The organism is Thermodesulfobacteriota bacterium (genome assembly GCA_035325995.1).
Taxonomy (GTDB): Bacteria; Desulfobacterota_D; UBA1144; order Nemesobacterales; family UBA2774; genus JADLGH01.
Window position 1 is genome coordinate 463,442 of sequence record DAOKYU010000001.1, and the last position, 20,674, is coordinate 484,115.

The following is a 20,674-nucleotide window of genomic DNA, read 5'->3' on the forward strand; positions in this document are numbered from 1 at the left end:
TCGAATCAGCCCGGCATTATTATAATGTCAAACTTATATTTCGGCTATCCGGTATATTAATTTTTTGGTGCGGCGGTTAAAGAACCCTGGTGCCCGGAGTGAGCCTTAAGTCCCTGAAAAGATAGCGTCTTATCTTTCGGGTGGTGGTCTTCGGGAACTCCTCTGTCCTTATGGCGAAATGCCTTACCCTCTTGTAGGGCTCGAGCCCGGCGTTCGCCGCACGGACTTCATCCCGGAGAAGCTCCCAGACGTTCTCGTGCGTCCCGGCGAGGCCTTTCGATCGGAGCCTGAGCCCGGCCTCTTCGAACGAGGGGTATATGACGGCGTGTATGTCCGAGTCGTCCGGGCTGAATACGAGCGCTTCTTCTATGAGGGGCGACTTCGTGAGCTTTTCCTCTATCTCCTCGGGGTGGACGTTCTTTCCGCCCGGGGTTACGATGACCGCCTTCTTCCGGCCGGTAATGTAGAGGTAACCGTCCTCGTCGCAGTATCCGAGGTCGCCCGTGAGGAGCCACCCGTCGGAGGTGAGTGTTTCACCGGTCGCGCCCGGGTTTTTGTAATAACCCTGCATGATGTTCGGGCCGCGTGCCGCGATTTCCCCCACGCCCTCGTCATTCACGTCCCTTATCTCCACCTCGTCGCTGGGTATGACCATTCCGATGCTCCCGGGCTTCGGGTGGGAGAGGGGATTCACCGTTATGAGGGGCGACGCCTCGGAGAGCCCGTAGCCCTGTATGACGTCGATGCCGTATTCCGAAAGCCCGGACGAAACCCATTCCGGGAGCGCGGCCCCTCCGGAGACTATCATCCTTATCCGGTCGAGGCCGAGGCTCTTTCGTATCTTCGCTTGAAGAATGCCCCTCGGCATGAGCCCGGCCGCTATGCGTTTGAGCCCGGTCTGCTGCGCAATCTCGCGCCGGATTCTGAGGCAGAGCTTTTCGAGGATCAGGGGCGCTGTCAGCCATATCGTGGGACGTGCGGAGAGCATGTCTTCGAGTAGCTCCCTCGGCTTCAGTCCGCGGGCGTAGAATACGCTCATGCCGCTCCCGAAGGTCGTGATCAGCCCGCCCGTGCATTCGTACGAATGATGGATCGGGAGTATCGAAAAGGCCCTGTCTGTCGGGAAGTACTCTATCGTCCTGTGTATGTCGTCGACGTTCGAAATGACGTTCCCGTGCGTGAGCATGACGCCCTTCGGGTCGCCCATTGTCCCGGAGGTGAAGAGTATCTCGAGGAGGTCGCCGCGGGTGACGTTCTCCATCGCCGCCCCGTGCGCGTACTTCCCGGGCAGGCCTTCCGTGGATTCCATGGGGATAACGTGCCTTAGCCCGGGCAGCTCGCGGCGTACGGCTTCTATGCCTGCCGCGAACCCTCTCGAGGCTATGAGCGCCTTACACGACGAGAACGACATTATGAATTTGTGGCTTTCGGCGGGGGCCCTTGCGTCGAGCGGCACGGCGACGGCGCCGATCCACGCCAGGGCGAAGAGGGACATCCCCCACTCGGGCCTGTTCTCGCCGAGCAATGCGACGTGGTCTCCCTTTTCTATGCCGAGCTCCCTGAGATGCCTCGCGAGCTTCGTGACGAGCTCGAAGACCCCGGCGTACGTGATCTCCGAAACCCCGCCTCCTACGGGCACGGCGTATGCCGTCCGCCCCGGGTACATGTCGGCGCTCCTGCCGACCAGCTCCGGAAGGGTGCCGATCCCGAGGCTGTCTCTCAGGACGGGGACCTTTCGCGAGGGCCTCGTATGTTCAGTCATGGTTGTCAGGATATCGTCATTTCCTGAAAATGAAAAACGCCCCGGCGGCGAGGAACGCAAAGCCGACGAGATAATTCCATCTGAACTGCTCGTTCAGGTAGATGACGCTGAAGACTGAAAAGACGGTGAGCGAGATTATCTCCTGTATTGTTTTGAGCTCGACGCCCGAAAACTGACCGTAACCGAGCCTGTTGGCAGGGACCTGAAAGCAGTATTCCGGGAGCGCTATGAGCCAGCTCGCGATTATCACGGTCCAAAGCGGGAAGCTCGTGTATTTGAGGTGTCCGTACCAGGCAATGGTCATAAAGATATTGGAAAGCACAAGTAGAAATACCGTTATCATGCTCTCTCGGCTCCTTGCCCCGGAACCCCTCCTTGTTTCCCGGCGGGGCGGAGCAAATGAATTATAAAGTGCCGCGAACCGAATCCAAGGACCGGAAAAAAAATCGCCTCCTTCGCGCGGGCAGAGGCCCGGCCGGCGGCCGTGAGACGGGGCCGCAAGATTAAAATAACCGGGGCAAGGGCCTCGTATCATACGATAAATAGAGGGATATTGCTTGACATCGCCGTGAAAAATACTTATACCTCGTGTATAAGGTACTGTTATTAAACGAAATGGAGGAATGGTCAAATGATTGGATACGAGGGATGCACAAGGCTCGCCGCATGGTTGGTCGTCGCGGCGATTTTTTTACTGGGCCCGGCCGTGGGCGATAAGACGCAGGCGCAGTCCGAGGAGGCCTCCACGGGAGGCGGGGGGGTTCTCTTCATACTGGACGGCTCGGGCAGCATGGCCGCGCAGATAGACGGCAAGCCCAAGATGGACGTCGCCAAGGAAGTCATGATTAACGCGATAAAGGGGCTGCCGGACGACGTGAACATAGGGCTCGAGGTTTACGGGCACAGGAGCAAGGGCGACTGCGACGACATAGAGATGCTGGCCGAAGTCGGCCCGACCGATAAAGCGGCGCTCATAGAGAAAATAAATTCGATAAAGCCGATGGGCAAGACCCCCATCACCAAGTCGTTCGAGATAGCGGGCGAGAAGCTCGCCGCGACGGAGGACGAGACTACTATAGTACTCGTCAGCGACGGCGAGGAGACATGCGAGGGCGACCCGTGCGCGCTCGTAAAGAGCCTTAGGGAAAAGGGTATTAACGTGAGGGTGCACGTCGTGGGGTTCGACGTCGGCGACAAGGAGAAGGAGCAGCTTAGCTGCATAGCCGAGGCGGGCGGAGGGAAGTATTTCGCCGCCGACAGCGCCGCCCAGCTCGAAGAGGCGCTCGCCGAGGTGGAGCAGGAAGTGGCCGTAAAGAAGGCCCCCGAGCCGGCGCAGAATATCCTTCCCACGGGCGGTGACAAGACGGGCAGCGCCGTCGCTCTCGAGCCCGGGGATTACGTGACCGGGCACGAAATAGAAAAGGCCGCCCACGAATACTTCGCCGTAACGGTGAAGCCCGGTCAGACGCTAAGCGTCACGTTCAGGACCGCGGACGATGGTAACGGTTACGCCGGAGCGGCGATATACGACCAGGGGGGAAACCAGCTCGTTAAGGACACCGTCATAGGAGGGAAGGGCGTTCAGAAGGAGATAAGCTGGATGGCGGCCTCGGGAGAGGATGAGTACACCTATTACTTCAGCGCCGGGAACGAATACGATACTATCGCCGAGGGCACTTCCTATTCGATAAAAATCGACGATTACTTCGACATCGAAAGCGGTAAGGACGCCGGCGCTACGTTCGACGACACGCTCGGTATAGAGCCGGGGAAGCATGCGGGTTATCTCTCGGGCCCGTGGGGAAGCGACGAGAAGGACTATTACACGATACCGATGACCGCGGAGCAGAAGCTCGGCATCAAGCTTACCCCCGAGACCGAAACCGGGTTCGAGATAACGATTTACGATCAGGACAGGGTGAGGAAGGTGCAGAAGGGCTCGGCCAACGCGGGCGCGATCGTGAGGCTCGACTGGACCGCGCCCGAGGACCAGGAAGTCGTATATATCCTGATCGAGCCCGGCGCCGCTCCCGGCAGGACTTCGGCCAACAAGTACGACTTCGACCTCAAGGTCGAATAGGCGCACCACATGCGCAGGATATCGAAGTAGCGATGCATGGCCGTTATCGCCTGGCGCGCTGACGGCGGCTTTAGCGACTACGGTGCTATGTCGAAAAAACGGCACTGCGTGTCCGGCGGCTCGCAGCCGCTGGCAATCGAAGTTGCAACGTCATTGCTATTATCGCTTGCCGCGCTCCAGATGATTATGGCAACTATCATGCTACGTCGAGAAAGACACTACGTGTCCGGCGCGCGTTCAGGATTGGCGACGTAGCGGGCTGGAGATTCGAAGCGCCCTTCGCGCGTCTGCCGGGTAGGATGAGTTATAACGGAGGTTCGGTGAATCAGGATAGCCGGAGCACGTCGAGCACGTCGGGAAAGACGGGGATGATATAATCGGGCTCGGGGTCGAGTCCCTCCGTGTTTTCGTTCCGGCTGTTGAGCCAGACGGAATCCATGCCGGCGTTCTTCGACCCGGCGACGTCGGCGTGAAAATTATCGCCGGTAAAGAGCGACACGTCGGGGTCGGCGCCCATGGCTTTAAGAGCGTCCTCGAATATAACGGGGCTCGGCTTCCTCCAGCCGACCTCCTCCGATATTATCACCCTTTCGAAGAATCTCATAAGCCCGAACTTCTCAATGAGGGAATAAGCCGTCGGGGCGTAGTCGAAGTTGGACACTATCGCCATCCTGTAATTTGCGTCCCTGAGGGCGGAGAGCGCCGATTCGTTTTCGGGCGGGAACGAGACGGCCGAAGCCAGCCCGCTCATGTGGGCTCTGACCATATCGTCGGCGAGCGCCGCGCCTTCGCCGCCCCCGGCCAGGTCCATTTTGGAGAGCATCATGAGGAACCTGTCGCGGTTGGGATATTCCCTGTTCTCGGCGAGCTTTAAATCCTGAAACTCCCTGTAGCTCGTTATGAAGTGGTCGTAGAACTCGGGGAAGGGCACATCGGGGCAGCGCCTTCGGAATACCTCGTAGACCTCTTTACTCGTCGTCCGCGCCCGGACGCCGCTTAGCTCGACGAGGGGCAGGTTAGTGAAGCTGAAGTTTATTACCGTATCGAAAAGGTCGAAGAAAAGTACGTCGTATTTTTTCATGAAATCTCCGTGGGGTGGCCCCGGGGGATCGGCCCGGCCTCAACCCTCGCGGGCCCTTTCGAGGATTACCTCTATGATCTTGCCGTGCACACCGAGGGGATCGGTGACGCGGTAGGCGACGCCCGGATGTTTCTCCGCCGCCGCTTCTACCATGGCGGGGATGTCCCTCGTGGAATGCCTCCCCGGCGAGAGGAAGTACGGATGGACTACGACGCTCCCCGCGCCTTCGCTTACGCATGCGTCGAAGGCCTGCTCTATCGTGGGCTCGGCCAGCTCCATGTGGCAGTATTTCACTATATCAAAGCCGCTTTCCCTGGACTCCAGGAGACGTGCCACCTCGGCGAGCATGTCGTTGGCTTCGCCGACGGTGCTCCCGTGATCCACGATTATGAGCGCTTTCCTGTTCATTTTTTTCTTCGGGCGTCAGATATGTTGCCGGGCGGACATGCGGTGCAGAAACTACCCGCCGTTTACGGTGTTGAGCCTGACGGCTTCGAGCACTATCTCGGCGGCCCTGTAGAATTCTTCGAGCACGAGGTGCTCGTTTACGGTGTGGAGCTCGTACATGCCAGTTCCGAGGTTTACGCACTCGACGCCCATTTTGTTAAAGAAATTCGCGTCGCATCCGCCGCCGCTGGTGTGGGGGGCTATCGAGTACCCGAGGTTGTTTACGGCGCCGGTCACGAGCCTGGCCGGTATCGACGTAAGGGGGACGTCCATCCTGTCGTACGTTCTCTCTATCTTCTCGTCTAGCCGCGCGGTGTACGTGACGCCGTCGGCCGAAAGGTCGTCGTGCAGCGTGACCTCGTATTTCGAAACCGTATCGTGAAAACACCCTCTCATGTGGCTGACCTGGGAATCGAGCTTCTCTTCGTTGTGGCTCCTGGCCTCTCCGACGACGTGTACTAGGTTGGGGACTATGTTGGTAGCCCGGCCGCCCTCGATTATGCCGATGTTGGCGGTCGTAATGTCGTCTATCCTCCCGAGCCTCATCTGCGCTATGGCTCGGCTCGCGATCTCTATTGCACTTATGCCGTTTTCGGGGCAAAGCCCGGCGTGCGCTTCGAGCCCGTGCACGAGGAATTCCATCTTCGCGGCCGAGGGGCACTTGAGCACGAGCCTCGCCGGAGTGCTGCTGTCGAGGACTATGCCGTGCTTCGATCTGAATTTGCTTATGTCAATGTGTTTCGCCCCGAGAAGGCCGATTTCCTCGCATATGGTAAATGCAATCTCTATATCGCCGTGGGGGATGTTTTTTTCCCTGAGCGTCCTCAGAACCTCGACGATGACGGCGATCCCGCTCTTGTCGTCGCTTCCCAGAATCGTCGTGCCGTCGCTCTTCATTACGCCGTTCTCGACGCGGGGTTTTATTCCCTCGCCCGGCCCGACGGTGTCCATGTGTGCGGAAAGAAGGAGGGGAGGGGCCCCGCTCTTGTTGCCCTCGAGGCTGACTATAAGGTTTCCGACATTGCCGCCGACCTTTTCCCCGGCGGCGTCGTAGAAGCATTCCGCGCCGAGCTCTTTCATCTCCTTTTCGAGCCTGAGCGCGACCTCCCTTTCCATCCTGGAAAGGCTGTCGATCCTGATGAGCTCCATCGCGTGCTCTGTCATCCTGTTTTTATCTATCATGGTTTGTCCCGGTTGTTCTGGCTGTAGTCAGTATAACCCAAGTGCCGTGACTTTAGAAACGCACCCCGGAATCGGGCGTGGCCGCGGGGTATGGGTCTACGCCCCGGGAATTGCGGGCCTGACCGGGCGCAAATATCCCGCTGGTAAAACCGCTCACGCGATTTTGCCGTCTAACGCTGATGACATGTCGGCAGGCAGTCTAAAACGCTTCAGGCTTCTTTGACTATGCTTTTAAGGGTCTCAATCACGCTATAGATGCCGGGCTTGTGGAGGGAATAAATCCTGTTCTGTCTGATCTTCTGCTCTGTGATGAGTCCTGCTTCCTTAAGTATCTTCAAATGATTAGAAACTGTAGGCTGCGATATAGAGAATCTGCGTGCTATATCTCCGGCGGACGCGTCATTCTCGCCGAGAATGGCGAGAATCGTACGTCTGCGCTCGTCACTCAATGCTTTAAAGCGGCATCCCATATATACATCCCCCTCATAATTCCGGATTGGCTAAATTAGAAATTATTCTAAATTATAGTTCGAAGGAAAGCAAGTCGTCGATCAGAGGCTTGCGTGTAGATACCACAACCTCATGCCCCCGTCAATAAAGCGCGAAAAGCGTTTCCCTTCCATATTGGCACGGAGAGGGAAGACCGCTCCCGACGCTAGGCCTTCGTTATGGCGGCGTCTACGGACCACAGCCCCCCGCCCCTGATGAGCACGACGAGGGCCAGCCCTATGGCCAGGATGTGGAACTCGAACCCTTCCCCCGCCTGTGTCCCCGTCCAGTTCATGAAGAAACCGAATTTTACGTGCACGGTTAAGATGGCCCCGAGCATGATAATGGTGATCCCGAGCGCGGCCAGGCGGCTGAGGAAGCCGAGTATGAGCCCGAGGGCGCCGAAGGCCTCGCCTATGATAATGAGGACTGCGAGAAATGCCGGCAGCCCGCTGCCGACGAAATAATCGACTGTCGCCGTAAATCCGGCCCCGCCGAACATTCCGAGCAGTTTTTGAAGCCCGTGAGGAAGAATCACTATACCCAGCGCAAGCCTCGCGACGAGAGCGCTTGCGTCGTCCTCCGTCCGGAATATCGACCTCAGCATAGGTGCCTCCCCGAAAGCTGTTCTTGAATAAAGTCTATATTATTTCCGTGTTTATATCCAAGTGCCGGATTTTCCGGAATGCCTTACGGGTGAACAGCCGGGTTTTTTGTTTGCAGGTGTACCGGACCGCCATTTTCTCCGATCCCCCGGTCCACGAGTCCGAAAGAAAAAGAAGCCGTGGAAGGGGAGCAGGGCGGTGTGGGGTTCGCTTTATGGGCCGGTACCGGTGCATCTTTTCCGGTATATGTATAGAGCATATTACATATTTTATATATGTAATATATCTTCTATTGCCTACTCGGCCGGCTGCCGCAAGTCATCTCATCCAATCCTTGAATTTTCCCTCGAAGGAGGCTTTAGGGTAGCTAATGTGGAACTTTAGAGGTAAGCATAATATCATAAAACAGATTAGATAAGTGTTCTAATATTCTGTAACAACACCAAAAAATAACTTCAGTATCGTAATTAACTGTTTTTGCGCTTCTTTATGTTTGAATATTTCCCGGTTTTGATTTTAAAGACGGAAAACAGGTCCTCCGAATAACCCTCTGTAATCAAAGAATAAGTGCCCCCTAATGTAAAGTATAGGTTTTGCGGAAAACTTAAAGGAAAAATCGGCCTGAAACGCGGGAAAAAGCATAGAACGTATATCAGGGCTATAAATACATCCTCGATCAACCCGATATGGGGGCTATGAAGTATATATACTTTATCTGTTAAGGCGTATATATAACGGGTATTTTTCATAGATAACCGGTTTGTTTTTAGATACTTCGAGTACAACTTGAGGCTATATTCGTCAAGACGGCTAAAGGGGTTTTTCGAGGCTGGAAAGCGCTCTCTCTTCTATCCTTATCCTTCTCCGGAGGGCGAGGAGGTTGAGCACCGTGAATACCGCGGCGGTGATGTAGCACGAGAAGATGAGCGGTATGACGGCGATTTCTATGACGACCGATATATAATTCGGATGCCTGAGATGCCTGTAGGGGCCCTTTGTCACGAGCTTCTCGCCCGGGACGATCAGTATCCTCGTGTTCCAGAATTTCCCGAGGCTCCGTATGGCCCAGTACCGGAGGAGCTGCGCCGCTACGAAAACGCATACGAGCGGGAGCCAGTAGGGAGAGAGCGGCCTTCCAAGGAGGAAGTACTCGGCGGCAAAGGATACGAGAAAGGCCGTGTGCATGAGGACGATGACCCTGTAGCCCCGGGCGTCGTATTCGACTGCCCCTTCGCTTCTTAGGGCCTTCTCGTTCCTCTTCGCGAGCATGAGCTCGCCGAGCCGCTGGAGGACTATGAGTATGAGAAAGAGAAGGAATATCTTCATGCGGATTCGAACAGTACGAGCTCCGAGCTGAATCCCGGCCCGAGGGCCGAGATAATGCCGTGCTCCTTTTCTCCGAAGTCGTTGCCTTCGATGACCTCTTTTAATACGTACAGCACCGTGGGGGACGACATGTTGCCGTGCTCGCGGAGGACCTTCCTCGAGTATCCGAACGCGCCTTCTTCGAGCCCGAGCGCCGCCTCGTATTCGCTAAGCACCTTGGGCCCGCCCGGATGGACGGCAAAGTGCCCGAGGCCGGAAGCGGAAAGCCCGCGCGGACCCAGGAGCTCGTCTATATTTTCGCTGATCCTCTCTCTGACGATGTTCGGTATCTCTTTACTGAATATGGCGCGGAGGCCGTCGTCCACTACCTCCCAGCCCATAATGCCGAGCGTGTCGGGCCATGTGGTCGAAAGGGTGCGGGTCATGCGCACCCTGGCCTTGCCGTAGAGCCTGTGCCCCTCGCCCGCGACGAGCACGGCCGCCGCCCCGTCGGAAAAGAGGGCGAGCGAGACGACGTTACTCTTCGAGTAATCGTCGTCGTGAAAGGCGAGGCTGCACATCTCGGCCGCTACGAGAAGGACGGCGCTTTCGGGAAAAGCCCTGGCGTACTCGAACGCCCTGCTCATGCCCGCCGCCCCGCCGGCGCACCCGAGCCCCCATATCGGGGTTCGTTTGACATGCCTGTCGAGGCCGAGCTCGTTCAGTATGAGCGCGTCGGCCGACGGAGCCGAAATCCCGGTGCTTGTCACGAATATAATGTGATCGAAGTCGCCGTAACCGGCCCCGGCGCTTTCGATGCAGGCCTTTATCGCGGGAATCGACAGCGCGGCTACGTTCGCGGCGTAGGATACCGACCTTTCCTTAAAGCTCTTGGGCGTTTCGAACCATTCGGCCGAATGTATGAAATGGCGGGAATCTATAAGGGAATTGTCGAAAACGTCGAGAAGCCTCCCGAAGTCCCGGCCCTTTTTGAGGAAGAGGGCGCGCGCAAGCTCCTTGAGCTCCGTCTGCGAGTACGCATGAGGAGCGTCGCTGGTCCCTGCAGATACTATTCCGGGCATAACGCTTCTCCGGGAGCCAGCCGAGCCGGTTCCGCTCGCCGGCTGAGCGTCTCGGGGTTAAAGATAGAAGGCCGCTTCCGGGAGCTCGTACCGGAAACGGCCTGTGGTCGATTGAATTCAGATCGAGAGCCGTGTAACTAAACGCATCCTTCGCGATGCGCTCATCTATCCGGCCGTCAAGCTCGCACGTTCTGGCTGTTTTTCCCCGTCAGCGAGGTGAGAAAGAACTTCATGTTATTTATCTTCTCGCTGTTTAAGGAATATAGCCGGTTTTGTCTGACCTTGCGCTCGTTGACAATATCGGCTTCCTTCAAAATTTTGAGATGATTCGAAATGGCGGGCTTGGATATATCGAACTTGCTTGCGATATCTCCCGCTGCACTCTCGCCCTCGCTTAAAAACTCGAGGATCTTCCTTCTCGTATCATCGGCAATGGCTTTGTACGGGCAACCCATTACAATTACCTCCTTACTAAATTGAAAGATTTTATGTTCAGTATTAATTTACCTAATATTGACGGCCGGAGCCAGCAAAATTTTCATTTCGGTATATTAAATAACTTTTATTGTATATAGTCATATCCAATCCCGGCTCGCCGGTTCGAAAAGTAAAGGGTTTTTCGGTAAATCGGGTGCGGCTCCACGTGCTTACAATTACGTGCTTGTATGCTAAGATTAGATAATCCGTTGTGCTATTAAATAATATATAGAGCGAAGGAGCATATAACAATTGAAATTTGTAATCGGAAAGGAAAACATAAAGAAAGTTAAAGCAGATGCTCTCGTCCTGGGGATGCTGAAGGGCGAGGGGATATCCGGCGATTTGAAGGAAATAGATAAGGTCCTGGGCGGCGAGCTCGAAACGCTGATCGAGTCCGAGAAATTCGACGGAGAGGCGGGGAAGGCGGTCCTTCTGGGCTCGACCTTCGGGCGCATAGCCGTGAAGCGCGTTCTCGTCGTCGGACTCGGCGGGAAGCGCGGTTTGGGCGCGGTCACTTTAAGAAAAGCGGGCATTGTATCGGCCAAGAGGCTCAGGAAGTCGTCCGCGTCGATTGCCTTCAGCCCGAGGTTCTCGAACAAACCGGGATACGCGAGGGCGCTTTCGGAAGGCCTTTACCTGGGCGCGTACGAATTCAACAAGTACAAGACGAACGGCGAGGGCGGGAGCAGGCTGTCGGATATAATCCTCTCCTCGGACGGTCTCACCGAAAAGCGGCTCACCGCGGAGACCGCCCTTGCAAGGGCCGTGGGGGAGTCGACGAATCTCGTCCGCGACCTCGTGAACGAGCCCCCCGTTTACATGACGCCTGCGAAGCTCGCCGAGACTGCCCAGGGCATAGCCGAGGAGGGCGGCCTCAAGTGCGAGATTTTCGGCCCGGAGGAGATAGACAGGCGCGGCATGCGGGGCATCCAGGCCGTCACGAGCGGGAGTGACCGGGAGCCGAGGTTCATTCACCTCACGTACGAGCCCTCTAAAAAACCGGCGAAGACCGTAGCCATAGTCGGGAAGGGCATCACGTTCGATTCGGGCGGCCTCTGCATAAAGCCCGCCGACAGCATGCGCACGATGAAGATGGACATGGCGGGCGCAGCGGCTGTGCTCGGGGTTATGAAGGCGCTGCCGGCGCTTAAGCCGCGCGTCCGGGTTCACGGGCTCGTAGCATCGTGCGAGAACATGACCGGCCCCGGGGCATACAAGCCGGACGACGTCATCAAGGCGTATAACGGTAAGACGATAGAGGTCATAAATACCGACGCCGAGGGGCGTATAGTCTTATCCGACGCGCTCTCGTATGCAGTCGAGCTGAAGGCGGCCGAAATCGTAGACATGGCGACCCTGACGGGGGCCTGCATCGTGGGCCTCGGACTTTATACGGCCGGCCTCATGAGCAACGACGCCGGGCTCGCCGGGAAGATTCTCGAGGCTTCGAGGGAAGCCGGCGAGAAGATATGGGAGCTTCCCTTGGACGATGAGCTAAGGCCCGAGATAAAGAGCGACGTCGCCGACATAAAGAACGCCGGCAGCAGGTGGGGCGGGGCGATAACGGCGGCGATGTTCCTCGAAAACTTCGTCGGCGAAACCCCGTGGGCCCACATAGACCTTGCCGGGCCTGCCTATGCGGAGAGGGAAGGGGAATTCTACCCGAAAGGCGGGACGGGGTTCGGCGTGAGGACAATACTGGATTATATCCTCGGTCTTTAGGATTCGTCCGGCATAATAATATAGATACCCGCAAGTCTTTCGTTACGGACGGTACAGGTATGAATCCTTTGAGTCCTTTGGGACGCTATAACTTTTTGGACCTCGAGCTCTCGGGCGACATCCCCGACGAGCCGGGGAAAAAGATGCTCGGTTTTATAGGCGGGGAGCTTCCACTTTTTTCGGGCGACATAGAGCGCGTGCTCACCGGGGCCGAACGCACGGAGGGCATACGCGGCGTGATACTCCGCATAAAGACCCTCGCAATAGGCGTCGGACGGGCGAATTCCTTGAGAAGGCGTCTTGCGGGGATTAAAGCCGCCGGCAAAAGGATAATCGTATATCTCGAAGACTGCGGGAACGCCGAGTATCTTGTGGCCTCGGCCGGGGACAGGATTTATGTCTCCCCGTGGGCGACGCTCAATCTGGTCGGCCTCGCCGCCGAAGTATCTTTCTTTAAGGACACCCTCTCCAAGCTCGGCATAGACGCCCGGATAAAGGGGCTCGGCGAGTACAAGAGCGCCAGGGACACGTTCACGAGGGATTCCATGTCGCCCGCCCACAAGGAGATGGTGGAGTCCATACTCGGGAGCCTTTCGGCCGAGCTCGAAAGCGCCGTGGCCGAGGGGCGGGGCATGAGCCCCGGCGAGGTGAAGAAGAAGATAGACAGCGCGCCATACACCGCAAAAGAGGCTACTGCGGAGAATCTTGTCGATGGAATAGCCTATGAAGGCGACATCAGGGATAGGGCTGGGGATGAGGCAGGACTTAAGGTATGCGCAATATCTGCCCGCAAATACAATAGATATCTAAGACTTAAAGAAAAACTTTCAGGTTTTGGGAGAGCCTTCACGGGCTCTCAGCAGGTGGTTGCCGTCCTCGCCTGTACCGGCGCGATAATGAGCGGCCCCGGAAGGGGCTCGGGCGCGAAAACCATCCGTTCCGGCCCTGTCTTAAAGCTCCTCGGGCAGATATCGAAGGATAAAAGCGTGAGGGCGCTCGTGTTGAGGATATCCTCACCGGGCGGGTCCGGCATAGCCTCGGACGTCATAAGGGAAAAGCTGAAGCGCGTGTCCGAGAAGATGCCCGTCGTCGTATCCATGTCGGACGTCGCGGCGTCGGGCGGGTACCTCGTTTCGCTCGGGGCGCGCTCGATAGTCGCCGACCCCATGACGCTCACCGGCTCAATCGGTATCGTCTACGGCAAGTTCGACGTGAGCGGTCTCAAGAAGAAGCTCGGAATCAATACGGAGCTGATGCCGTCCTCGAAACACTCCCTCATGTACTCTTCGGCCAGGGGGTTTACGGAGGACGAGGAAGAGAGGCTCGACGAGATGATGAGGATTTACTACGACAGCTTCGTCGGCTCCGTTTCCGAGGGCAGGAATATGGACAGGGCCCGGGCCGAATCGGCGGCCGGGGGGAGGGTGTGGACCGGGGCGCAGGCAAAGGAGCTCGGCCTCGTCGACGAGCTCGGCGGCCTCCACGACGCGATCTCGCTCGCCTCGAAAGAGGCGGGTATTCCGGACGGGAAGCTCCCTCACGTAAAGTATTATTCCGTCGACAGGGGGTTCAGTCCGACGTCGCTTTACGGGGCCGAGGCACTCTCGGGACGGGCTGCGTTTCTTATGGATCTCGCTGAAACACTTACGCGGGAAAGCTTCATTGCGGTCATGCCGTATAGAATCGATATAAGGTGAGCGACCGAATCCGCGCGGCTTCTCTCTCCGGCGGGTTTTTCAGGGGTCAAAGCAGGTGCTGTCCGCCATGTCCGGTTTCGTTGCCGGGCGCGCCGGCGTGAAGCTGTCAGGCCGCCGCCCGCCTTCTCCTCATCGCGACTGCGGCCGAGACGCCGAAAAGGGCCGCGAGTATAATTGCCCCCCACTGGTTCAGGGTAGGTATGTTGGCGACCGGTAGTGGCGGCACCGGAGGCACGGGGCCTATGAAAATGCCGAATGCTATGGGACCGTTCCCCACCGGCACGGTGTCGATGACTGTATTCGAGGCCGTGTTTATGACGGATACGTTATTCGAGCCCTGATTAGCCACGTAGACGCGGGTGCCGTCGGGCGTAACAGCGACGCCATCGGGCAGTTCCTCCATCGGCACCGTGGCAACGACTGTATTCGAGGCTGTGCTTATGACGGATACTGCATCTGTATCCGCATTAGCCACGTAGACGCGGGCGCCGTCGGGGGTGACAGCGACGCCAATGGGAAAGTTCCCCACCGGCAGCGTGTCGATGACCGTATTCGATGCGGTGCTTATGACGGATACGTTATCCGAAAAGAGATTGGTCACATAGACGCGTGCGCCGTCGGGCGTGACCGCGACGCCAATGGGGAGGCTTCCCACCGGCACGGCGGCAACCACTGTATTCGAGGCGGTGCTTATAACGGATACGTTATTAGAACCCTGGTTAGCCACGTAGACGCGTGCGCCGTCGGGCGTGACCGCGACGCCAATGGGGAAGCTTCCCACCGGCACCGTGGCGACGACGGTATTCGAGGCGGTGCTTATGACGGATACGTCGTCTGAATCCGCGTTGGCCACGTAGACGCGGGCGCCGTCGGGCGTAACCGCGACGCCCCCGGGAGCGTCTCCCACCGGCACGGTGTCGACGACCGTATTCGAGGCGGCGCTTATGACGGATACGTTATCCGAAAAGAGATTGGTCACATAGACGCGGGCGGCGTCGGGGGTAATCGCGACGCCCTGGGGAAGGTCTCCCACCAGCAGCGTGGCAACCACGGTGTTGGTCCCCGTATCTATAACCGAAACGGTGTCGTCAACTCCATTCGTTATGTATGCGAACGGTTGTGCGCCGGCTTCCGCCGAGATAGCGAATATAGACGCGAGTAGCAAGAGCAAGTATCTGACCGGCATTGCCGCGTCCCCTGTGAGATGTGATTTTAAATCTTTCTGTCTTCCCTCTCACGACGTTCGGCATGAAAGGGCGATTTCATCACATGTAAAACGAAGGCCCGGACGCCTAGGCTCCGTACACACTTATCCGGATATCTATGCGCACCGCTCTAAGCTACAATATCTGATTTTGCATGTCAAGAGAAAATTGAATTATGGGGAAATATTAAAATTAGTTAAGCCGTGAGCAGACTTAACCGGCTGTCACCGTTTGAGATCGAGGCCGCGGCCGGGCGTAATGAATCGGGCTCCGCTACTTGGACTCGCTCTTTATGTTGAGCGGGGGGGCCGCCGAAAAGAATTCGAGCCAGTCGATGAATTTCGGGTCCTTTCCTTCCACGATGTCGAAGAACCTCGACTGGAGCCGCTTGGTTATCGGCCCGGGCTTTCCCTTGCCTATGGTGCGTTTGTCTACTTCCCTTATGGGGGTGATCTCGGCGGCCGTTCCGGTGAAAAAAGCCTCGTCCGCTATGTAGAGCTCGTCGCGCGTGAAGCGCTCGGCCTCGACCTCGATGCCCTCGTCCCGGGCTATCTTGATGACGGAATCCCTGGTTATGCCCTCGAGTATGGATGTGAGGGGAGGGGTCTTGAGCTTGCCGTTCCTGACTATGAATATATTCTCGCCGGAGCCCTCGGCGACGTAGCCCTCGCTGTCGAGGAGTATGGCTTCGTCTGAGCCGTAGGATGTGGCCTCGAGCTTTGCGAGGACGGAGTTGATGTAGTTGCCGCTAAGCTTGGCCTTGGTCATGAACGAATTTACGCCCATTCTGGTGTAGGAGGAGACCTTGGCGCTTATGCCCTTCGAAAGCGCGCCTTCGCCTAGATACGTCCCCCACGGGTATGCCGCGATCGCGAGGTGTATGGGATTGTCGCCCGGATGAAGGCCTATCTTGCCCCCGCCGATGTAGGCTATCGGACGTATGTACGCCTCTTCGAGATAGTTGACGTTCAGGAGCTCGATGATGGCGTTGTGTGTTTCTTCCTTCGAAAAGGGGATGTCGATATGGGCGATGTGCGCCGATGCGTAGAGCCTGTCCACGTGCTCCGGAAGCCTGAACACCGCCGAGCGCTCGCCTGTGCACCTGTATGCGCGGATCCCCTCGAAGGCCGCAACGCCGTAGTGTAGTGTGTGAGTCAGTACGTGTACCTGCGCGTCTTCCCACGAGACGAACTCACCATCGAACCATATCTGATAAGGCTTGCCGGTCATGCCGAATGCTCCTGTCACACCTGCCTGGTATTTGTATATTGTATAAAATATTCCTTTTTTTCAAGGAAATTGTCAAGTGTCTAATTTTCATATTTCTTGACTGCGCGCCGTTTCTTCGAATAATTATAATACTTATGCCCGGTAAACAGGAAAGCGAAGCGCCCGGCCAGGTTACTATAAAAAAATACAGCAACCGAAGGCTCTACGATTCGACCAATAAGCGCTACGTTACGCTCGAAGACATAGCTGCGCTCATTCGCGATGGGAACGAGGTAAAAGTCATCGATTCCCAGACCGGGGCCGACATATCCAAGGTGATACTGATACAGGTCGTGCTCGAAAGCGAAAAGAACAAGGAAGACATACTCCCCGTTTCGTTTCTGCACATGCTTATAAAGTACGGCAACAAGGTCGCCAAGGACTTTTTCGAGAACTATTTCCTGATGATGTTCCAGCCTTACTTCTCCGTGCAGGAGAACTTCAAGAAGAACGTGAAGCTCTGGCAGGAGATGGGATGGTTCCCGCCCGGGATGCCGATGCCGCCGGACATGGAGAACTTCAAGCCGGGCGATTTCATGCCGGTCGCCGGCTCTGAGAAACCCGACGGCGATTCCGCGGCGGAGCGCAAGGCGGCCACGCCCTACGCCGAGAAAGCCAGCGAAGTCGATCTTCTTATGGAGAAAATCAAGGAGCTCGAAAAGAAGGTCAAATCTCTCGACGAGAAGTAGTAGCCAATCCCGCCGGTCGGCCGATCGGCGCCTTATCTTCCGGTGCCGGACTTATATATATAAAACGGGCCTAGTCGATTTCGATGCGGGAAGCGTCTACAGTGCTGCTGGATATGAGGTCGCCCTGTATTTCGACGTTTCGTCCCACGAGTATGTCCTCGCAGTCGACTTCGTCCCCGTCTATTATAAGGTCGGTCGAGTTCGATATCTGGATTACGGCGACCCTGGTGCCCTGGTCGTTCCTGGCCTCGACCTGCATGGAGCCCGTGTTTCCGGTGCAGTTGTTCTGGGTTACCTCGGCGTCGAACGTGACTTCGGGATAAGTATTATCGAGCTTTACCACTCCGCTTTCGAGCGTGACGCCACCGAGCTCGACCAAGGCCGTGGGGAATATCTCTACGCCGTACGACCCGAGGAGCATTCCTGCCTCGCTCGTGAATTCGAGGAGCGCCGTTCCGGCAATCGGGCCTTCTATCGAAAAGAATCCGTCGTCGTCCGTGACGCCCGATTCGAGCGCGACGCCGTCCACGGAGACGTCGACGATTATGCCTTCGAGGGGCTCGTCGGGTATTACCTCTACTACGGAGCCCTGGATGGTTTCAACTTCGCTCCCCCCGCCGCCTCCGCCTCCGCCGTTGTCGCCCCCTCCGCCCCCGAATTCCACGTCGCAGCCCCCTATGGCGAAGAGCGCAATCGCGAGGATGGCAATCACCCCTTTGGGTAGAATTCTTCCGCAGCCTTTAAACATTAATCCTCCTTTATTTCCGGCCGGTAAATCCTCAAATTCCTTGATTTTATATTATACCCACACGTCCGGGGATTTCATACGGGATCATTAGCGGCGCCGCGCATCTCATGGTACGATAGCATAGCTTGTAAGAAGGTGCGTTCATGGATTCATCCCCGAGAGTACTTTTCATCAACCATTCTATAAGGGACGGCGGCCCGGGAAAGAGCCTTTTTTATATCCTGAAGTTCTTAGGCAGGGAGAAGCTGACGCCGTGCGTTCTCATACCGAAGGACGACGTGTTCTCGGAGCGGCTCAAGGCCGCGGGGCTCTACGAGAACATAATAATCGACGGGAGGTTCCCCGAAAACCTGAAGCGCCCCTGGTTCTCCGGCGGAGGGGTGCCCGCGCGCATCGCGTCGCTCGTTCTGAACATACTCGACCTCGCCTCGCTCGTAATCACCTCGCCCGTGTGGCTGAGACGGCACAAAATCGACGTCATATATTGCAACGGGACGCAGGCCAAGGTAGTCGGGGCGATAATGGGGCTCATAAACGTAAAGCCCGTCGTGTGGCACGTGAGGAACATACAGCAGACGCGGCTCCTCGGGACGATTATCAACTCGCTCGCGGCGCTGCCGTCGGTAAAACGGATAATATGCGTTTCGGGAGCGGCCGCTGCGCAGTTCCCGTACGGAAGGGACAAGATAACGGTCGTCTACAACGGGACGGACGTCGGCGATTACGATCCCGCAAAAACGGCCGGGGAGCTGAGGGAGGCGTACGATATTCCGGCGGGAACGGTCGTCGTAGGCAGCACGGGGAGGATAGTTCCGCGTAAGGGGTACGACCTTTTCATCGAGGCCGCCGCCGCGGCCATAAGGGAATACGGCGGGAGGGAAGGGGGGCTCAAGTTCGTAATCGTCGGCGATACCCCTTACTTTTTCGAGGGCGATCACCTCGCTTACCTGAAAAAGCTCGTCGCCGAAAAGGGGCTCGAGGAGAATTTCATTTTCACCGGATACAGGGATGACGTGAGGCCGTGCCTTAAGGATTTCGACGTGTTCGTCATCCCGTCGAACTACCCCGACCCGTTCCCGCGCTCCGTCATAGAGGGGATGTCGTTCGCGCTGCCTGTCGTCGCGTTCAAGGCGGCGGGCGGCATAGTCGAGGCCGTGGACGACGGCGTTACGGGGATACTGTGCGCGCCTGGGGATACGGAGGAGATGGGGAAGGCCATAGCGAAGCTCGCCCTCGACACGGGCCTCAGGAAGAGGATGGGCGAGGCCGGTCGCGAGCGCGTGATTTCGAAATTCTCGGCGGAGGCCGTAGCCCGCGAGGTGGAAAAGAATATATTCCTCGCCCTGGGCAGGCCGCCTGAAGGGTAGCGTAGCCGGATTCTGATGCCGCTAATCTTTATTGCGCGCCGAGCGGAACAGGATTTTAACCGGCGTGCCTTCGAGGGTGAACTCTTCCCTCATGCGTGATTCGAGAAAGCGCTTGTAGTTTTCGGGGACGCCCTTTATATCGTTCGTGAAAATGACGAACGTCGGCTGCTGCGTGAGCGGCTGTGATATGTAGTAGAACTTTATTTCCTTTCCCTTGTATATCGGCGGCGGGTTCGAGCCGGTTATTCGCTTAAGGAATATATTGAGGGTCTTGGTCGGAATGCGGCACGAAAAATTCGCGTAGACCTCGTTCACCTTCTGGAATATCTTCTCGACGCCGCGGCCCGTGAGCGCAGATATTATCATCACGGGGGCGTACGAGACGGCCAAAAGACGCTCCTTTAAAATGCCCTCTATGTCGGGCGTCTCGGCGACTTCCTTCGGGACGAGATCCCACTTGTTCAGGAGCACTATGCACGCGCGTCCCTTGTCGGCTATGAGCTCGGCGAGGCGCGCGTCCTGGTGCGTGGGGCCTTCCCCGGCGTCTATCATCAGAAGCGCTACGTCTGCCTTCTCCATAGCCCTTATCGCCCGGAACACGCTATGCCTCTCGACGGAGAAGCTTATCTTCGATCTCCGCCTTATGCCCGCCGTGTCGATTATGAGATAGGGCCGGCCGCCGCGCTCGATGCGGGTGTCTATAGTGTCCCTCGTCGTCCCCGGGATCGGGCTGGTTATGGACCTTTCCTTGCCGATGATTTTGTTGACGAGTGTCGATTTCCCGACGTTCGGCTTTCCGAGGACCGCTATTTTTATAGCGCCGGTGTCTTCCTCTTCGCCTTCCCGCTCTTCGCTCTCCGGGAGGAGCTCGACTATCCTGTCCAGGAGGTCGTTTATCCTCCGGCCCTGGAGCGCGGATATCTCGATGTAGTCTTCGATGCCGAGCGAGTGGAATTCGAGGGCCGCCTGCTCGTGCTTTTCGTGGTCGATTTTGTTGACCGCGTAGATGACCGGTTTCCCTGATCTTCTCAGCAGCCCTACGACGTCCGAGTCGTGCGGCATGACGCCTTCCTTGCCGTCGAGGACGAAGATTATGACCTCGGCTTCGTCGAGCGCTATAGTTATCTGGTTCTTTATGAGAGACGGATAGAGCTCTTCGTCCTCGGGGTCGAACCCGCCCGTGTCGACGAGACTGAATTCCCTCCCGTCCCATTCGGCGTCGGCGTATATCCTGTCCCTCGTGACCCCGGGTATGTCTTCGACGATGGATTTTCTCTCGCCGATGAGGCGGTTGAAGAGTGTGGATTTTCCGACGTTCGGTCTTCCGATTATTGCGACGAGCGGCAGGTTCTTGCGCTCGGCCGCGGCTTTATTCTTTTTCATATGAGTATCGAGGGCCCGCGTGTCCGTTACAGGCCCGGGGCCCGTTATCCGCTTATATTGTTTATGGATTCGGGTTATTCA

General features: G+C 57.1%; 19 protein-coding genes. 5 read left to right on the plus strand and 14 right to left on the minus strand.

Going from position 1 to position 20,674, the window contains the following annotated elements:
• Window positions 1-76: 76 nt before the first annotated feature.
• Both PKC29_02150 and PKC29_02155 read right to left on the minus strand, forming a co-directional pair.
• Window positions 77-1,762 carry an AMP-binding protein gene (locus PKC29_02150; protein ID HML94211.1) on the minus strand — a complete coding sequence of 562 codons (1,686 nt, stop codon included), beginning with the start codon at window positions 1,760-1,762 and terminating at the stop codon, window positions 77-79.
• A gap of 16 nt (window positions 1,763-1,778) precedes the next feature.
• Window positions 1,779-2,105, minus strand: a complete 327-nt coding sequence (locus tag PKC29_02155; GenBank protein HML94212.1) for a DMT family protein — start codon at window positions 2,103-2,105, stop codon at window positions 1,779-1,781.
• Between the two features lie 288 nt (window positions 2,106-2,393).
• On the opposite strand from PKC29_02155, the gene PKC29_02160 reads away from it, so the two are divergent.
• Window positions 2,394-3,842, plus strand: coding sequence for a VWA domain-containing protein (locus PKC29_02160; GenBank protein HML94213.1), 1,449 nt, complete (start codon window positions 2,394-2,396; stop codon window positions 3,840-3,842).
• 325 nt (window positions 3,843-4,167) lie between these two features.
• On the opposite strand, the gene PKC29_02165 is transcribed toward PKC29_02160, so the two are convergent.
• The 8 genes from PKC29_02165 to PKC29_02200 form a co-directional block, all read right to left on the minus strand.
• A complete protein-coding gene (locus tag PKC29_02165) occupies window positions 4,168-4,923 on the minus strand; it encodes an HAD family hydrolase (protein ID HML94214.1) in 756 nt (251 codons plus the stop codon).
• Between the two features lie 39 nt (window positions 4,924-4,962).
• Window positions 4,963-5,331, minus strand: a complete 369-nt coding sequence (locus PKC29_02170; protein HML94215.1) for a CbiX/SirB N-terminal domain-containing protein — start codon at window positions 5,329-5,331, stop codon at window positions 4,963-4,965.
• Between the two features lie 51 nt (window positions 5,332-5,382).
• Window positions 5,383-6,552, minus strand: coding sequence for a M20/M25/M40 family metallo-hydrolase (locus PKC29_02175; GenBank protein HML94216.1), 1,170 nt, complete (start codon window positions 6,550-6,552; stop codon window positions 5,383-5,385).
• A gap of 209 nt (window positions 6,553-6,761) precedes the next feature.
• The gene (locus PKC29_02180) at window positions 6,762-7,001 is read right to left on the minus strand and encodes a metalloregulator ArsR/SmtB family transcription factor (protein ID HML94217.1); all 240 of its coding nucleotides are present in this window, start codon (window positions 6,999-7,001) and stop codon (window positions 6,762-6,764) included.
• Between the two features lie 206 nt (window positions 7,002-7,207).
• Window positions 7,208-7,648 (minus strand): DoxX family protein, encoded by a 441-nt coding sequence (locus tag PKC29_02185; protein ID HML94218.1) that lies wholly within the window; start codon window positions 7,646-7,648, stop codon window positions 7,208-7,210.
• Between the two features lie 808 nt (window positions 7,649-8,456).
• Window positions 8,457-8,972, minus strand: coding sequence for an isoprenylcysteine carboxylmethyltransferase family protein (locus PKC29_02190; protein ID HML94219.1), 516 nt, complete (start codon window positions 8,970-8,972; stop codon window positions 8,457-8,459).
• A complete protein-coding gene (locus PKC29_02195; GenBank protein ID HML94220.1) occupies window positions 8,969-10,033 on the minus strand; it encodes a type III polyketide synthase in 1,065 nt (354 codons plus the stop codon). Before PKC29_02195 ends, PKC29_02190 begins: the two co-directional genes overlap by 4 nt.
• Before the next feature lie 176 nt (window positions 10,034-10,209).
• Entirely contained in the window at window positions 10,210-10,488 is a 279-nt protein-coding gene (locus PKC29_02200) for a metalloregulator ArsR/SmtB family transcription factor (GenBank protein ID HML94221.1), read from the minus strand.
• 274 nt (window positions 10,489-10,762) lie between these two features.
• Between PKC29_02200 and PKC29_02205 the strand changes: the two genes are divergently transcribed.
• Both PKC29_02205 and sppA read left to right on the plus strand, forming a co-directional pair.
• Window positions 10,763-12,235 carry a leucyl aminopeptidase gene (locus PKC29_02205; GenBank protein HML94222.1) on the plus strand — a complete coding sequence of 491 codons (1,473 nt, stop codon included), beginning with the start codon at window positions 10,763-10,765 and terminating at the stop codon, window positions 12,233-12,235.
• A gap of 59 nt (window positions 12,236-12,294) precedes the next feature.
• The gene (gene sppA / locus PKC29_02210; protein HML94223.1) at window positions 12,295-13,932 is read left to right on the plus strand and encodes a signal peptide peptidase SppA; all 1,638 of its coding nucleotides are present in this window, start codon (window positions 12,295-12,297) and stop codon (window positions 13,930-13,932) included.
• Window positions 13,933-14,038: 106 nt separating this feature from the next.
• On the opposite strand, the gene PKC29_02215 is transcribed toward sppA, so the two are convergent.
• On the minus strand, window positions 14,039-15,118 hold the full coding sequence (locus PKC29_02215) for an IPTL-CTERM sorting domain-containing protein (protein HML94224.1): 1,080 nt from the start codon (window positions 15,116-15,118) through the stop codon (window positions 14,039-14,041).
• A gap of 292 nt (window positions 15,119-15,410) precedes the next feature.
• Window positions 15,411-16,367, minus strand: a complete 957-nt coding sequence (locus tag PKC29_02220; protein HML94225.1) for a branched-chain amino acid transaminase — start codon at window positions 16,365-16,367, stop codon at window positions 15,411-15,413.
• 134 nt (window positions 16,368-16,501) lie between these two features.
• Between PKC29_02220 and PKC29_02225 the strand changes: the two genes are divergently transcribed.
• The gene (locus PKC29_02225; GenBank protein ID HML94226.1) at window positions 16,502-17,095 is read left to right on the plus strand and encodes a polyhydroxyalkanoate synthesis regulator DNA-binding domain-containing protein; all 594 of its coding nucleotides are present in this window, start codon (window positions 16,502-16,504) and stop codon (window positions 17,093-17,095) included.
• A 70-nt stretch (window positions 17,096-17,165) separates the two neighbouring features.
• Here the strand turns inward: PKC29_02225 and PKC29_02230 are convergent, their stop codons facing one another.
• A complete protein-coding gene (locus PKC29_02230; protein ID HML94227.1) occupies window positions 17,166-17,843 on the minus strand; it encodes a hypothetical protein in 678 nt (225 codons plus the stop codon).
• A 143-nt stretch (window positions 17,844-17,986) separates the two neighbouring features.
• Between PKC29_02230 and PKC29_02235 the strand changes: the two genes are divergently transcribed.
• Complete coding sequence (locus tag PKC29_02235) at window positions 17,987-19,210, plus strand: glycosyltransferase family 4 protein (GenBank protein ID HML94228.1); 1,224 nt, start codon at window positions 17,987-17,989, stop codon at window positions 19,208-19,210.
• A gap of 21 nt (window positions 19,211-19,231) precedes the next feature.
• On the opposite strand, the gene der is transcribed toward PKC29_02235, so the two are convergent.
• Window positions 19,232-20,593, minus strand: a complete 1,362-nt coding sequence (gene der, locus PKC29_02240; protein ID HML94229.1) for a ribosome biogenesis GTPase Der — start codon at window positions 20,591-20,593, stop codon at window positions 19,232-19,234.
• Between the last annotated feature and the right edge of the window lie 81 nt (window positions 20,594-20,674).